This is a genomic window from Arthrobacter crystallopoietes (assembly GCF_002849715.1).
GTDB classification, from domain to species: Bacteria; Actinomycetota; Actinomycetes; order Actinomycetales; family Micrococcaceae; genus Crystallibacter; species Crystallibacter crystallopoietes.
In genome coordinates, this window is the sequence record NZ_CP018863.1 from 1495764 (window position 1) to 1510738 (window position 14975).

The window sequence follows — 14975 nt, forward strand, 5'->3', positions numbered from 1 at the left end:
TTTTTCCACCGGAATTCCTTTCTACTTCCGCTCGCGGTCCCGGGTGCCTACCGGCTGCCAGCCCGGCTGCCGCGCCCGGCTCCCGGGGGCCGTGCCGACGTCGCGGCTGCGGTAGACGATGTAGGGCCGGAACAGGTAGTGCAGGGGCGCCGTGAACGCATGCACCAGCCGGGTGAACGGCCAGATGCAGAACAGCAGCATCCCCACCAGGGTGTGCAGGTGGAAGGAGAACGGAGCGGCTGCCATGGAGGCGATGTCCGGTTGGAAGATGAACAGGGACCGGAACCACGGCGAGACAGTTTCGCGGTAGTTGTGGCCGTGGCCGCCCAGGAAGACGCTGGCCAGCGTTGTCCAGAGCCCGAACACTATCGCCGCTACCAGCACCACATACATCAGCTTGTCGTTCTTGGTGGTGGCCATGAAGACCGGCCCCGTCGTGCGGCGGCGGATGATCAGAAGGATGATGCCGCCCAGGGTGCCAATCCCTGCGATGCCGCCGACAAAGAGTGCATTGAAGTGGTAGAAGTCCTGGCTCATGCCGACTGCTTCGGTCCAGGACTTCGGAATGACCAGGCCGAAGAAGTGCCCGGCGATGACCGCGAGGATACCGAAATGGAAGATCGGCGAGCCGATGCGCAGCAGCTTCGATTCGTAGAGCTGCGAGGAGCGTGTGGTCCAGCCGAACTGGTCATATTTGTACCGCCAGATACTGCCGCCGACGAGGATGGCGACCATGACGTAGGGCAGCACGCCCCAGAGCAGAATGTCCATCATTGTCCTCCCTGCATCGGCAGCAAACGCGGATCGTACGGTTCCAGGCCCACGCTTTCCGTGGGCGGGCCGTAACCGGCCATCTTCATCACTTGCTGCCGGTCGGTCGGCGAGGCTCCCGGCAGGGTGTCGCAGATAGCTTGCAGGACCTGTGCGTGCGGGAGGCTGTCGTCGACCAGCGCCAGGCGCAGCATCTCGAGACTGGGCCGGTACCTGGTCAGCAGTTCCCGCCCGGCTGCCAGGTCCACCGTTGCCGCGAATTCCAGGACCATCGGCAGGTAATCGGGCAGTTCGCCGTGTGTATTGACCAGCATTCCGCTGTTCCGGTAGACCTGCTTGAAGCCGATCAGGACCTCGCCGCGGCGGCGCGTATCGCCGTCGGTCCAGTAGGAAAGGTGCAAGGCGTGCCTCTTGCTGAGGTCAAATTCCTGAACGTACCAGGCCTGCACTTCGGCAAGCGGTTTGGCGGTCAGGGCGTTCAGGACGTCGCCGAACGAGCGGTCAAGCCCGTTGAACTCGGCCAGCGCGGACCGTATCAGGGGCATTCGTTCCAGCAGTTCCTCGTCCGGGTACCCCAGGCACCAGGACGCGGCCAGGTAGGTTACCCGCTGCCGCTGCATCATGGCTCCCGGGGTGGTTGGCTCTCCAGCGGGTTTCCGCTTGGTCCGGCCTGGGAGCTGGGACCCCCGTAGTCCGGCCCGGGACCTGCTGCGCCGCCGCCGTGGGCAGGAGAGTCGGGTGACATTTGCGGATTGTCTTCGCTTTTTGGGAATAGCCCGCGCGGGACACCGCGGCCGTCCCAGTTGAGCAGGTTGACCCGTCCCCGCAATTCCCCTGGTTCCGTCTGGCCATCGGTGGTCTGCCGCTGTTTGAGTGCGTAGAAGTTCTCCACTGCCACGGGTGTGGGCTTGCCGCTGGCTTCGCCGAAGGGATCGGAGGGATACATGCCCGGTCCGTCGTCGAAATCCAGCGAGCAGCCCATCTCTTCGAGATTGTGCGCCTGTTCAACGTGGGCCTTGGGGATGACGTAGCGTTCGTTGTATTTGGCAATCGCCATCAGCCGGTACATCTCGTACATGGCCTCGGGCTCCATACCGACGGCTTCCGGTATTGAATCGTCCGGGTCGTTGCCCAGGCTGATACCGCGCATGAAGGAACGCATGGCGGCGAGCTTTCGGAGTACACCGGTGACAATCTCGGTGTCCCCGGCGGTGAAGAGCTCCGCCAGATACTCAACCGGGATGCGCAGCGATTCGATGGCGCCGAACAGGTTCCCGGCGTCCTCGGCGTCGTGGCCCTGCTCGCTGAGCAGATCGACAACCGGGGACAGCGGGGGCACGTACCAGACCATTGGCATGGTGCGGTACTCCGGGTGGAGCGGCAGTGCGACCTTGTAGACCTTGGCCATGTTGTAGACCGGTGAGCGCCGCGCGGCGTCCATCCAGTCCTCCGGGATGCCCTCGGCGCGGGCTCCGGCGACGACTTCGGGGTCGTTGGGATCCAGCATGAGGTCCAGCTGGGCCTGGTAGAGCTCCTTTTCATCTTCGATGGACGCGGCCTCGGTTACCCGGTCCGCGTCGTAGAGGAAGATGCCGATGTAGCGCAGCCGTCCCACGCAGGTTTCGGAACAGACGGTCGGGATGCCCACCTCGATGCGCGGGTAGCAGAAGGTACATTTTTCGGCTTTGCCGGTCTTGTGGTTGAAGTACATCTTCTTGTACGGGCAGCCCGTGATGCACTGCCGCCAGCCGCGGCAGCGGTCCTGATCCACCAGGACGATGCCGTCTTCTTCGCGCTTATAGATGGCGCCGGACGGGCAGGAGGCCATGCAGGACGGGTTGAGGCAGTGTTCGCAGATCCGGGGCAGATAGAACATGAACGTCTGCTCGAACTCGAACTTGATCTTCTCCTCGGACTCCTTGCGGATCTTCTCGACGATGGGATCCAGATGGCCCAGCTGCGAGGTGCCGCCCAGGTTGTCGTCCCAGTTCGCGGACCACTCGACCTTCATGTCCTTGCCGGTGATGAGCGACTTGGGCCTGGCCACCGGGAAGTCGTCGCCGAGCGGGGCATCGGTGAGCGTTTCGTAGTCGTAGGTCCAGGGCTCGTAGTAGTCGTCCAGTTCGGGCTGGACGGGGCTGGCAAAGATGCCGAACAGCTTCTTGAGCCGGCCGCCGCCCTTGAGCTTGAGGCGTCCCCACCGGTTCAGCTCCCAGCCGCCGCGCCATTTCTCCTGGTCCTCGTAGCGGCGCGGGTAACCCTGGCCCGGCCGCGTCTCGACGTTGTTGAACCAGACGTACTCGGTGCCGGCGCGGTTGGTCCACGCCTGCTTGCACGTCACCGAGCAGGTGTGGCAACCGATGCATTTGTCGAGGTTCATCACCATGCCCACTTGAGCCATGACTTTCATCAGTACCTGACCTCCTGCGAACGCTTGCGGATTGTCGTGACCATGTCCCGCTGGTTCCCGGTAGGGCCAAGGTAGTTGAAGGCATAAGCGAGCTGGCCGTACCCCCCGATCAGATGCGTGGGCTTGACCAGCAGCCGCGTGTTGGAGTTGTGGATACCGCCGCGACGTCCCGTGGCCTCCGACTTCGGCACGTCGATGGTCCGTTCCTGGGCATGGTGCACGAACACCACCCCCGCGGGCATCCGGTGGCTGACGATGGCCCGGCAGACATAGACGCCGTTGGCATTAACGCACTCGACCCAGTCGTTGTCTATGACATTGATGGCCGCGGCGTCTTCCTTGCTGATCCAGCAGGTTGGCCCGCCGCGGGAGAGCGAGAGCATGAACAGGTTGTCCTGGTACTCCGAGTGGATGGACCATTTGTTGTGCGGGGTCAGGTACCTGACGGTGATCTCGGCCGATCCGTCCTGCCCCAGGCGGGGTTCGCCGAACAGCCGGTGCATGTCCAGCGGCGGCCGGTAGATCGGCAATGCCTCGCCGAGATCCCGCAGCCAGTCGTGGTCCAGGAAGAAGTGCATCCTGCCGGTGAGCGTGTGGAAGGGCTTGAGCCGTTCGATGTTCGTGGTGAACGGCGCGTACCGGCGGCCACCGGTTTCGGAGCCGGACCACTCCGGCGAGGTAATCACGGGCACCGGCGCGGATTGCGTGTCCGTAAAGGTAATGTGTTTCTCTTCCGAACCCAGGGCCAGGTCGACCAGGTCGCGGCCCGTCTGTTTCTCCAGCTCCCGGAACCCGTGGACTGCCAGCTCGCCGTTGGTGGTTCCGGAGAAGGTCAGAATGGCTTCCGCGAGCTTGGCATCGGTCTCGATGGCCGGCCGCCCGTCGGCCGAACCACCCAGCATCACCCCGTTCTTCTTGGCGAGCCAGTCCAGGGCATGGTCCAGCTTGTAGTTGATGTTCTTGACGGTAAAGCCCAGCTTGTCGGCCAGCGGGCCGACGGCGGCCAGCTTGTCCGCGATGGCCGTGTAATCGCGTTCGACGACGGTGAAGACGGGCATGGTCTTCCCCGGCACGGCCGGGGTGGTCCCGTCCCGCCAGTCCCTGACCACTCCTCCGGGCTGGGCGATCTGTCCGGCGGTGTCATGCTGCAACGGAACACTGACCAGATCCTTGCGCACTCCGAGGTGGGTCTTTGCCTGGCGGGAGAACTCTTCCGCCAACTGGTGGAACATCTCAAAGTCGGACTTGGCCTCCCACGGTGGATCGATGGCAGGGGTGAAGGCATGGACAAACGGGTGCATGTCCGTGGAGGACAGATCATGCTTCTCGTACCAGGTGGCAGCGGGGAACACGATGTCGGACAGCAGGGTGGTCGACGTCATCCTGAAGTCGGCGGAGACGAGCAGATCCAGTTTGCCCTCGGGAGTCTCCTCGTGCCATTTGACTTCGTCGGGACGCGTCATCGAGGCCTCGGCGGCGTTGCCCATGACATTGTGGTGGGTGCCCAGCAGGTTCTTCAGAAAATACTCATTGCCCTTCGCCGATGAGCCCATCAGGTTTGAGCGCCACAGCATCAGCGTCCGCGGCCAGTTCTGCGGTGCATCCACGTCTTCAATGGCCGGATTGAGCGTTCCCTCTTTCAGCCGGTTGGCCACGTAGCCGGCGGCATTGGCGGCCTGGCCGTCTTCTACCGCCTGCTCGGCTTCGGCCGCCAGGTCCAGCGGGTTCTTGTCGAACTGGGGGTAGAACGGCATCCAGCCCAGCCGCGCGGACTTCGAGATGGTGTCCGCAGTATGCATGCCCTTGAGGTGGCCCTCGGCCAGCGGTGAACTCAGCGAGTCCGCCGAGTAGCCGTCATTGCGCCACTGCCCGGTGTGCATGTACCAGTACGAGGTTCCGGTCATCGTCCGCGGCGGGCGGGACCAGTCCAGGGCGTTGGCCAAGGAAACCCAGCCGGTAATCGGGCGGGTCTTTTCCTGCCCGACGTAATGGGCCCAGCCACCGCCGTTGCGGCCCATCGCACCGGTCAGCAGGAGCAGTGACAGGATGGACCGGTAGGTCGCGTCCCCGTGGAACCACTGGCAGATTCCGGCGCCCATGATGATCATCGACCGGCCGCCGGACTGCTCCGCGTTCCGGGCGAATTCCCGGGCGATCTTGATGCACATCCTGGCCGGAACGGAAGTAATGGCTTCCTGCCACGCCGGGGTGTAAGGCGTGGCGCCGTCGTCGTACTCTCCTGCCCATTCGCCCGGCAGGCCGTCGCGGCCGACACCGTACTGGGCCAGCATCAGATCGAAGACGGTGGTGACCAGTTTGCCGCCGATGCGGCGCACCGGCACGCCGCGGCGCAGAACCGAACCGGAGCCGTCCGGCGCTTCAAAACACGGCAGCTGGACCTCGGCGTTCTCGCCGCCGGACCCGTACAGGCTCAGCCGGGGTTTGACATCGCCGAGTTCCAGATTCCATTTGCCCTTGCCGGACTCGCTGTAGCGGAAGCCCATCGATCCGTTGGGGACGACCGGCTTATCCGTGACCTCGTCGAGCAGCACCGTCTTCCACTCGGCGTCCTCGCTGCCTGCCAGTTCCGGCAGATCGGCCGAGGTCAGGAATTTGCCCGGGACCAGCGACGAGCCGTCCGGCGAGGGCGTGAGCGTGATCAGGAACGGCAGGTCCGTGTACTGCTTGACGTAGTCCGTGAAAAAAGGCACGTGACGCTCAACGAAAAATTCCTTGAGTATCACGTGCCCCATCGCCATGGCCAGTGCTGCGTCCGTGCCGGCTTGGGCGGGCAGCCAGTCATCCGCGAACTTGGTGTTGTCCGCATAGTCCGGGCTGACCGTAACCACCTTGGTGCCCCGGTAACGGACCTCCGCCATCCAATGCGCATCCGGCGTCCTGGTGACCGGCACATTGGAGCCCCACATCATCAGGTACGTCGAATCCCACCAGTCACCGGACTCGGGCACGTCCGTCTGGTCACCGAAGACCTGCGGGCTGGCCACGGGCAGATCGGCGTACCAGTCGTAGAACGAAGTCATCACCCCGCCGATCAGCTGGATGAACCGCGTACCCACCGCATGGCTGACCATGGACATCGCCGGAATGGGCGAGAAACCCGCGACCCGGTCCGGCCCGTACGTCTTGATGGTGTGGACATGCGCGGCGGCAGCCATCTCGATGGATTCCTGCCACGACACCCGGACCAGGCCGCCCTTGCCGCGGGCCTGCTGGTACTTCTTCCGGCGCACCGGATCGCCGACGACGTCGGCCCACGCGAGGACCGGGTCCTTCAGCCGTGACTTCGCCTCACGGTACAGCTCGAGCAGCACGCCGCGGGCATACGGGTAGCGCACGCGGGTGGGCGAGTACGTGTACCAGGAGAACGCCGCGCCGCGGGGACAGCCCCGGGGCTCGTATTCCGGGCGGTCATTGCCCACGGAAGGATAATCCGTTTGCTGCGACTCCCAGGTGATGATGCCGTCCTTGACATACACCTTCCAGGAGCACGATCCGGTGCAGTTCACCCCGTGCGTGGAGCGGACTACCTTGTCGTGGCTCCAGCGGTCGCGGTAGAAAACATCACCCTTCCGCCCGCCTTCTCGGTACACGGCGCGTCCGTCATCGCTCTGTTCCCAGCGCGTGAAAAACCGCCCCACTGCCAACATTGCGTCGGAGGCGCTGCCATCGGTTCCAGGTTTGATCGGTCCGGCTGCCATGGCTTCACCCTACGAAACGAATGGGACGATGACCATAGCCTGAAGGTGCAGACAAAATTAACTTCCGATATCCGCCCCTTTACTTGCTGACCCCGAAGCGTGGCGCCAAGGACGGTGGGAACGGCAACGAACTGAACTGCGGCCGCCTGATTGAACAGCAGGCCGCTCAAACCACGTCCACCTGACGGCAGGAAATAATGCAGGCGCGTGCCGTCAACGGCCTATACCGCTCGACGGCAAGGACCCTACACCGCTAGGCCGAAATCGCAGCCAGAAACCACCGCAAGCACCACCCTCAAATCCGGTCAAGACCAGGCGTTTGCTTGACCGCCGCCGCCGGACCGTCCGCTGTCCTTCCTATTTGCCAAAAACCTTTGAAGAATGAACCCATGATGTTCGAACACGACAACCCGATCCTTGAACTCACCGATGACCAGTCCTGGAAGTTGCTGAAAAATACCAGCCATGGCCGGATCGTCCTGACAGCAGCCGGCGAGACGGATATTTTCCCAATCAACTACATGGTGCACGATGCGGTCCTGCTCATGCGCAGCGCACCCGGCACCAAGCTCGCCGAAATCACCATCAACGAGAACGTGGTGTTCGAAACGGACGGTATCACCAGTGAAGAGGCATGGAGCGTCGTCGTGAAGGGAACGGCCCGGGTCCTGCAGTCCGGAGAGGAAATCGCCGAAGCCGAGAGCTTGGGCTTGAAAACCTGGATTCCCACAATGAAGGACTTCTACATCGAGGTGAAGCCGGAACGCATCAGCGGACGCCACTTCATCCTGGGCGATCAGCCCGAGCGGTTCTAAGGCAAATCCGCAGGCAAGAATAGCTGGCCGGAGGACCCTTCGGGTTGGTCACTCTCCACCGGCCGGACTCCGGCTTAGGCTCTCGCCGTCCGTTGGTCGACGAGTGAACGAGAAAGCTCAAGGCTTAGCAGCTCTAACAGCGCAAAATGGATACATCTAACCTGATTGTCCCGAACCGTGATCGATCGCGAACGCCGATTACGGCGCATATGTTCAGCGCGTGAGGAAAGAGGCTGAGCCCGTTGATCTTCCTCCCGCAAGGCATGGCTGTTGTTTTGGTTGTGTAACCGGATGGCGCAGGCGGATGGAAAGTCAGAGGTAGAGGCGCAGGTCCAGGATGGAACGAGGCAATTGTTCGGGATCGGGGTGAGCGATGACAACTCGGATACCGTCCGGGTCTCGCGCTTCAACGAAAGTCACGCCGCCTGCTGAATGTGTGTAGGTGTGATCGCTCATTTCTTTCAGTAGCTTCTCGAAATACTCCAGCCCCTCCATGCTGTCGGTCGCCCACATCAGCAGATGGGGCCCGATGCCCGTCACGTGATGTGCGGCCCCTGTGCCTCGCTCAATCAAGTACACCTGAAATCCTCCGGAGGCCAGAAGAAGGGCTGCGCCTTCTTCCCGGATGGCCTGCTCGCAACCGAACACGTCACAGTAGAAGTTCACTGACCGCTCAAGTTGGGATACGAACAGAACTGATGAAACAACCCTCGCCGAGTACTCCATGGGGCCATTCTTGACCGCCCCCTGCAGTTTGGCCAGATCTAACCGGCCCTGTATCAGGCAGGCCTGAAGTTTCCGCTCCACCTCTCGTCATCGGGAATCGGAGAACCGAACACCTTCGTGGTGCGGCGCAGGTCGTCTGCGGCAAGGTCGCGAAGCCTGCCCAATTCGTCGAGCCGCTCTTGGGGAATCTGGTGCCGCTGGAACTGCTCCTTCGCATGCTTGAACTGCTTTTCGGCCTCTTTAAGGTTTGCCTGGGCCTGCGAAACCGGATCAAGGGTAACCATGGCTCCATGATGGCAGCCCTCGGCCCGAAGCCAGAAGGGTACGAGGTCCCCCCTTTTACAATGCCCGGGAACGGTCGAGGCCTCGAGGTGGCGGGATCGGCGGATGGGCCGGAGCGAGTTACAACGCGACGGACTGCATCCCCTCTGACCCAGACCATGGCCGCGAACGCCGATAACGCCGCATATGCTGGTTGGAGAGGGGGCTTTCCACTGAGGAAGCTTCACAGCGACGAATAGCTTCGACAGTGACACGCCCACAAGTTCGCCTTGTCCACTTGAAGGGACCGGCACTGTTCTATAGCGTTGTTTTGGGTTAAGCAGTAGCCATCGAAACGCTCATGAGGAGAATTTCGTGGATCATAAACTGCTTGTACGTGTTCGACTTGGTATGGATTGCGCTTCCGGCGTCATCAAGATCGACGGCTGCCTCACAGATCAAAGCTGCACAGCACTTTTTTCTCTCATCCGGCGCCTCCAGGGATTGTCCCGCGGCGTCGCGGTCACGGTGGACTTATCCGGTGCGAAGCACATTGAGAGCCGCGGCCTGGAGAGCCTCCAGCTGCTTAGCCGGGGAGAGCCTGTAGGCACGGCCATTTTTGACGTGCCGTTCCAGGGCACAGTGAACATCATCGTTCCCCCGGAGCTGCCCCGGTGCCCGGCGTCGATTGTCCGGGGGCCTCTTGGCCGGGTGGCGGCATGACCAATCAGAGAGTCTCCTCCCGACGAACTGCTTTTCCATGCGACTTATCGATCCTGTCCATGGACCAGCTCCTCATGTACAGCAACCGGTGCTACAGCCAGCTCGATTGGAACACCCCGATGCAGAGGCACTGATGCACTACTACGCACTCATCGAGGAACTTGCGGCCCGGGAGGCAGCAGCAGCTGGCCGAACGGGCCAAATGACGGTCGCAGGCCATGCCGGCCCCGGCGCCGGCTAAGAGATGTAATAGTCATGGCCGGCGGTCCCTGGAGGGCACCGCGGAACCGTCGGACCTGATCAGTATTGCGCCCCGACGGCGGGATTGGCTACAACCGGAATCCCCGGCATCCACCCCGAAAATTCTCCGCTGGACCAATCCGTTCTGCGGCAAGGCCCACAATGAAGAAAAAAATTTCAGGACCGCCGCCGGTACATGGGGTAGTTGCCCGCGGTTCCGGCCCATTTAGAACCCGCCGACACACCATGAAAAGAAGGCTTCCATGCCGTTATCCGAAGATGAACTCAGACGCCTGCGGGAGCTCGAAGAGAACCTCGCCGCCGAGGACCCGGACCTGGCCCGCGCGTTAGGTAAGGACGGCGCCCCGGAAAGGACCGGCGCCAAAAAAGTTTACGGCCTGCTGATTATCGTGGCCGGCTTCGCTCTGCTCCTCACGGGAATCACCACCGACGCCGTGGCACTCGGCGTCATCGGCTTCCTGACGGCAGGCACCGGCGCTTACCTCTTCTCCAACAGCCTCGGCCCTGGCCGTCGTCAGGGTCGATCAGGCCATAAGTTCCGCGCTTTTTAGTTGCCGGTGGTCAGCATTGCATAGGCGATAAGACTCTCTTCACCCATACCGGTCTCCGGCTCGCAGCCGCCGCAAGTGATGAGCCGGAGTTCTGCCTCCGGGCAGCGTGCCTGGAGCAGCGGATACATCGAAGCCACAACAAGGGACGAGACGGTGGAATAGCCCTGGAGCCAAGTAGTCGGCTTCAGCACTTTAATCTGCAGCCAACTGCAGCCCTTCCACGCCGATATTGGCGGATACCAGCAGCAGGGGCCCCGCTATCTGAACTGCTCCCCAGAAGTTGGACTGATAAATCAGATCCGATTTCTGGGGAGCAGTTTCATGTACGCAAGCAGTTCATTATCCGAGGCCCGGCGCGCAGAAGCGGTAGCGTTGTTTGATGCAGGGTATGGGTATAAAGCCGTGGCATCACAGCTGCAGGCAAGCCATAGGGCGATCAAGAATTTGTATCATCGGTGGCGGATTCGTGGGAGTGGAGCGCTGGTGACCAAGCCGACCAAGAGAACCTTTTCGTTCGAGTTCAAACGCGACATCGTGCGGCGCGTCCTGGCGGGCGAATCGAAGCTCGGGTTGGCGCAGGAGTTCGATCTGTCCTCGCCCCGGCTCATCGAGAATTGGCTGATCATCTACCGCACCGAGGGTGAAGACGGGCTCCGGCCCAAGCCCAAGGGACGCCCACGAGGGACTCCCGCGAGTCCGGAGCGTCAGGAATCCGAGCTGACTAAGCTGCGCCGGGAGAATGAGCGGTTGCGGGCGGAGAACGCCTACCTGGGAAAATTGCGGGCCTTGAGGGAGCAAGGACGACGGTGAAGGTCCAAGCCGTTGTCGCCCTCAAGGCCGCGCACCCGTTGGACGTGCTGCTCGACGTCGCCGGACTCGCCCGCTCGACCTTCTTCTACCATCAGGGCCGGCTGGCCCTGCCGGATCCGCAGGCCGGGCTGAAGACCGTGATTCGGGACGCCGTCAAGGAAGCGAAAGGCCGGTACGGCTACCGCCGTATCCATGGCGAACTGGTGAAATCCGGCTGGCAGGTCGCGAAGAAGACCGTGCTGAAGCTCATGCGCCAGCTGGGCCTTCTCAGCCATGTCCGCCGGCGCCGGCGCTACAACTCATTCAAGGGCGAAGCAGGGCAGATCGCGCCGAACCTGCTGGACCGTGACTTCGACGCGGAGGAGCCGAACGAGAAATGGGTCACCGACGTGACCGAGTTCCGCGTCGGCGAGTCCAAGGTCTACCTCTCCCCGATAATGGACCTCTTCGACCGCTCCATCGTCGCATACACATGGGGAACGTCGCCCGCACTGCAGCTGACGAACACGTCCCTGCAAGAGGCGCTGTCCACGCTCCGGCCCGGCGAGCATCCGCTGGTCCATTCAGACCAAGGATTCCAGTACCAACACGTCTCCTGGCGGAACCTGCTCGCAGGAGCCGGGGCGACGCAGTCGATGTCCCGAAAGGGAACCTGCCTGGACAACGCGGTCATCGAAGGATTCTTCGGCCACCTCAAGGAAGAGATGTTCCACCACACCCGATATACCACCATCGACGCGTTCACCGCCGAGCTGGATGACTACATTCACTGGTACAACAACGTCAGGACCCACTCACGACTCGAGGGCTTGAGCCCGGTCGAATACCGGACCCAAGCCCTCGCAGCATAAGGTTTTAGTTTACGAGTCCAACTTTCGGGGACCAGTTCAATCCGCACACGGGACCCCTGCTGCCCGGCCTGGGTCGTCCTTTGGGGGCGGCGTTCGGTCTTCACGGGAAGATGCGACGGCCGGTCATCAACGGCCGGTCGGGGGATGCGGCCGTTGGCACTCACAGTTTAGATCCGTATGCGCCAAAAAGCTCCGGTATGAGGGAACGGATGCACTATTGCAACCTAAACCCGACGCTGACGCGGTGCGCGGGACGTAGCCAGCTGCCGCGGGCTCTGGCATCGTCGGGAAGTATCCGGTTGCATCCGCTCCAATGCGGCCCGTGTGCAAGTGGTGACGGTGTCGGATGCTCCGCGCAGGCCATGCCCTGGTTTCGTCCGCAGGCTGACAAGTCGGGAGAGAACCCGAAACATGCCGGTGCCGGTTCCCTTCTGCCCCGGGCCCCCGACTGCCATCATGGAGCCATGGTTATTCAGGATCCGGGGTGTGCAGGCCCACGCAAATCTCAAAGAAGCCGAAAGGCAGTTCAAGCACGCGCAGGAGCAGTTCAAGCGGCACGAGATTCCCCAGACACGGCTCGATGAGCTCGGCAGGCTCCGTGACCTTGCCGCCGAAGACCTGCGGCGTACCACAAAGGTATTCGGCACCCCGATTCCCGATGAGGAAAGATGGAGCGGAAACTTCAGGCCAGCATGATCCGGCCGGCGGCCCGGCCGCAGGCTTCCGGACTGCTTAGCCCGGTCGGGGTTCCCGCTTGGAGCGGTTGCTCTGGGCCGGGCCGATCAGTGGAGCCGGCCGGTTCCGGGGATTGGCCGGGCGGTGCTGGGCGGGTGTATGGCCTGGGACCACTCTAATGTCAGCATCGGCACGGGAGGCAGCATTGCAGGCATTCACCGGGGAGGCACGGTGATCCCCTTATGGCTGCAGGCCTGGATCTGGGGAACAGTCGGCGGCGCAGCGCTGGTGCTCGGCTCCGCAATCTCTTGGAAATGGCGGATCCCGGATAAGGCGGTATCCACCGTGATGGCGTTCGGCGCAGGCGTCCTGATTGCCGCGCTGGCCTTTGAACTGGTCGATGAAGCAGTGGAGACAGGCGGACTCCTGGCCACCAGTGGCGGCTTCCTTGGCGGGGCGCTGCTGTTCGTCGCAGCCAATCTGCTGCTCGCCAGACAGGGTGCCAGACACCGGAAACGCTCTGGAGTCCAACAGCCCACCGAACATCAAAAACCCGGCAGCGGCGCCGCCATCGCCGTGGGCGCCCTCCTTGACGGGATCCCCGAGTCCCTGGTCCTCGGCCTTGGCCTGGTGACCGCCGGGACAGTCAGCCCGGCCATGCTCGCCGCCGTCTTCATCTCCAACGTCCCAGAAGGCCTCTCCAGCTCGGCCGGAATGAAGAAGGCCGGCCGCACTGCCGGCTACGTCTTCGGTGTCTGGGGCGGCATCGCCCTGCTCTGCGGGGTGGCTTCACTGCTCGGGTTTGCCCTGCTCCAAGGGGCACCCGAAGAGCTCGTCGCCTTCATCACGGCGCTGGCAGCCGGAGCAATCCTGGCGATGCTCGCTGACACCATGATCCCGGAAGCCTTCGAACAACACCACATTCTGACCGGCCTGACCGCGTCAATTGGCTTCGTTGCCGCCTTCACCATCCACCACGCCGGAGGGTAAGTCCCCCTGTCCCCGGACAGGGAGAAGCCCGACCCACGAAGCGGATCCCCAGCATAAGGCTCCGCACCCGGGTCCTTACAGGCACTGCGGCCTCACCTCCGGGGCGACCGGAAGCGCCGGGCCGCAGTCACATCAGCGCCCGTTCCGGTGCCGGGCCCGGGTTGGTTCCGGACGGCGGCATCGTTGGCCGCTGACCAGCCGGCGACTACCGCCAGGACCGGGCCGATGACCGGAACGAGCAGGCAACCAGCCAGCAAACCCGCCCTCGTTCCGGCAGGCAGTCCTTTGGTAGTGGCCAGCACTACCAGCGAGGCTCCACCATGGAGAACCCCTGCGGCAGCAAGAAGCGCCACCATGGTTTCACCCACCATCTCTTCCACAACGTCCATCCCCACTCCCCCATCCAAGACAACCGCCCTTCCACAGGCTTGATCTTCCCGAGGCGACCTCCAATGGTACTGCCCTGCCCTGTACACGGAGCAGGAGCTTGTAAAGCAGGCACCTCCGCTAGCCTCACTCCTGCCCTCTGCTGAGACTTTCGTCGCCGGCCACCTTCAGGCCTGGACTGCACCCTGACCCTGCCCGTTGCCGCTCGCCGGAGCACCCCTCGGTTTGGGGTGTTTTTGGGGATTGATTTTTGGGACTGAGGTTTTTCAAAGGGCGGCAGGCCAGACTTTTCCCATCTTGATTGCAGGGACGCTGACACCCTGTGGAGACGATCAAGCGCCGGTGCCCCGCCGTATTCCCCCATCGAGCGCCGGGCACCGGCCCCTTCGCCCGGGGCGTCCGGCTTTCGTTGCCTGGGGACAGGTTTTTTATAGGAAACCGGGAGGATCATCGCCTGTATGTCAGTTCTGGATGTCAAAGCGGCTCCCGGTTCCGGGCAGCGTACCCGCCGCCGGCGGTGGATTGTGCTTCCGGTGGCGCTGCTGTGCGTGCTCGGGACGTGCTTCGGCTACCTGTTCGCGACGGCGGAGGTGAAACCCAGCGCGCAGCTGGGGTTGTCCGTGGAGGTGCCCGGGGGTCTGGCCAGCATTACCGGTGTCATCCCGTTGGAAAACGATGGCTGGCAGCCGCCGGCTCCTGCAGCTGCCCTGAAGCCTGACCCGGTGGAAGGGGCCCACCGGGTCCGCGTCCAGGTGCAGTTTACGGCCCTGGACAAGGCCGGGCTTCCAGTGGACCCCGGGTCGTTTTTCATTGACGGCCTCGGATCCGGCAAGCCGCACCCGCTCTGGTCATCGTCGCCACCGATGACCCTGGACCAGGGCGAATCAGCGAATACCACAATGGTGTTCGAACTTCCGGACAAGGCGGTCGCGCTGGTCCTGGAAGACTCATCCGGTGACCGGCTTTCCCTCGGCACCGAGCACCATACCGGCGGATAACGCCATCAAAAAAACCGCCCCCGGCGC

16 protein-coding genes and 1 pseudogene are annotated in these 14975 nt (G+C 62.9%); 9 read left to right on the forward strand and 8 right to left on the reverse strand.

Going from position 1 to position 14975, the window contains the following annotated elements; genetic code table 11:
- Positions 1–21: 21 nt before the first annotated feature.
- The 4 genes from narI to AC20117_RS07140 are packed head-to-tail and all read right to left on the reverse strand — an operon-like array spanning position 22 to position 6900.
- The gene (narI, locus tag AC20117_RS07125; protein WP_083339684.1) at positions 22–774 is read right to left on the reverse strand and encodes a respiratory nitrate reductase subunit gamma; all 753 of its coding nucleotides are present in this window, start codon (positions 772–774) and stop codon (positions 22–24) included.
- Positions 771–1394 carry a nitrate reductase molybdenum cofactor assembly chaperone gene (narJ, locus tag AC20117_RS07130; RefSeq protein WP_074700317.1) on the reverse strand — a complete coding sequence of 208 codons (624 nt, stop codon included), beginning with the start codon at positions 1392–1394 and terminating at the stop codon, positions 771–773. The genes narI and narJ overlap by 4 nt, the downstream gene beginning before the upstream one ends.
- Entirely contained in the window at positions 1391–3181 is a 1791-nt protein-coding gene (gene narH / locus AC20117_RS07135; protein WP_083339683.1) for a nitrate reductase subunit beta, read from the reverse strand. Before narH ends, narJ begins: the two co-directional genes overlap by 4 nt.
- Complete coding sequence (locus AC20117_RS07140; protein WP_074700316.1) at positions 3181–6900, reverse strand: nitrate reductase subunit alpha; 3720 nt, start codon at positions 6898–6900, stop codon at positions 3181–3183. Before AC20117_RS07140 ends, narH begins: the two co-directional genes overlap by 1 nt.
- A 389-nt stretch (positions 6901–7289) precedes the next feature.
- Between AC20117_RS07140 and AC20117_RS07145 the strand changes: the two genes are divergently transcribed.
- Positions 7290–7715: a pyridoxamine 5'-phosphate oxidase family protein gene (locus AC20117_RS07145; RefSeq protein WP_074700315.1), complete on the forward strand. Its 426-nt coding sequence runs from the start codon at positions 7290–7292 to the stop codon at positions 7713–7715.
- A 312-nt stretch (positions 7716–8027) separates the two neighbouring features.
- Here the strand turns inward: AC20117_RS07145 and AC20117_RS07150 are convergent, their stop codons facing one another.
- Together AC20117_RS07150 and AC20117_RS07155 are read right to left on the reverse strand one after the other, a co-directional pair.
- Entirely contained in the window at positions 8028–8441 is a 414-nt protein-coding gene (locus tag AC20117_RS07150) for a VOC family protein (RefSeq protein ID WP_074700314.1), read from the reverse strand.
- Between the two features lie 53 nt (positions 8442–8494).
- Positions 8495–8725, reverse strand: coding sequence for a hypothetical protein (locus AC20117_RS07155; RefSeq protein WP_074700313.1), 231 nt, complete (start codon positions 8723–8725; stop codon positions 8495–8497).
- Between the two features lie 806 nt (positions 8726–9531).
- Between AC20117_RS07155 and AC20117_RS24110 the strand changes: the two genes are divergently transcribed.
- Both AC20117_RS24110 and AC20117_RS07165 read left to right on the forward strand, forming a co-directional pair.
- On the forward strand, positions 9532–9666 hold the full coding sequence (locus tag AC20117_RS24110; protein WP_257790784.1) for a hypothetical protein: 135 nt from the start codon (positions 9532–9534) through the stop codon (positions 9664–9666).
- A gap of 262 nt (positions 9667–9928) precedes the next feature.
- Entirely contained in the window at positions 9929–10237 is a 309-nt protein-coding gene (locus tag AC20117_RS07165; RefSeq protein WP_074700311.1) for a DUF3040 domain-containing protein, read from the forward strand.
- Here AC20117_RS07165 and AC20117_RS07170 read toward each other — a convergent pair.
- Positions 10234–10428 carry a hypothetical protein gene (locus AC20117_RS07170; protein WP_074700310.1) on the reverse strand — a complete coding sequence of 65 codons (195 nt, stop codon included), beginning with the start codon at positions 10426–10428 and terminating at the stop codon, positions 10234–10236. The genes AC20117_RS07165 and AC20117_RS07170 overlap by 4 nt on opposite strands.
- A 130-nt stretch (positions 10429–10558) precedes the next feature.
- On the opposite strand from AC20117_RS07170, the pseudogene AC20117_RS24290 reads away from it, so the two are divergent.
- The 5 genes and pseudogenes from AC20117_RS24290 to AC20117_RS07185 form a co-directional block, all read left to right on the forward strand.
- Positions 10559–10651: pseudogene (locus AC20117_RS24290) on the forward strand (hypothetical protein); the annotation flags it as partial.
- 69 nt (positions 10652–10720) lie between these two features.
- Complete coding sequence (locus AC20117_RS23680; protein ID WP_236777348.1) at positions 10721–11047, forward strand: helix-turn-helix domain-containing protein; 327 nt, start codon at positions 10721–10723, stop codon at positions 11045–11047.
- On the forward strand, positions 11044–11898 hold the full coding sequence (locus AC20117_RS07175; RefSeq protein ID WP_074700308.1) for an IS3 family transposase: 855 nt from the start codon (positions 11044–11046) through the stop codon (positions 11896–11898). Before AC20117_RS23680 ends, AC20117_RS07175 begins: the two co-directional genes overlap by 4 nt.
- Positions 11899–12384: 486 nt before the next feature.
- Positions 12385–12594, forward strand: a complete 210-nt coding sequence (locus AC20117_RS07180; RefSeq protein ID WP_074700307.1) for a hypothetical protein — start codon at positions 12385–12387, stop codon at positions 12592–12594.
- A 213-nt stretch (positions 12595–12807) separates the two neighbouring features.
- Positions 12808–13563, forward strand: coding sequence for a ZIP family metal transporter (locus AC20117_RS07185; RefSeq protein ID WP_074703159.1), 756 nt, complete (start codon positions 12808–12810; stop codon positions 13561–13563).
- A 92-nt stretch (positions 13564–13655) separates the two neighbouring features.
- Here AC20117_RS07185 and AC20117_RS07190 read toward each other — a convergent pair whose 3' ends face one another.
- Positions 13656–13952 carry a hypothetical protein gene (locus AC20117_RS07190; protein WP_074700306.1) on the reverse strand — a complete coding sequence of 99 codons (297 nt, stop codon included), beginning with the start codon at positions 13950–13952 and terminating at the stop codon, positions 13656–13658.
- Between the two features lie 456 nt (positions 13953–14408).
- Between AC20117_RS07190 and AC20117_RS07195 the strand changes: the two genes are divergently transcribed.
- A complete protein-coding gene (locus AC20117_RS07195; RefSeq protein ID WP_074700305.1) occupies positions 14409–14948 on the forward strand; it encodes a hypothetical protein in 540 nt (179 codons plus the stop codon).
- Positions 14949–14975 lie beyond the last annotated feature (27 nt).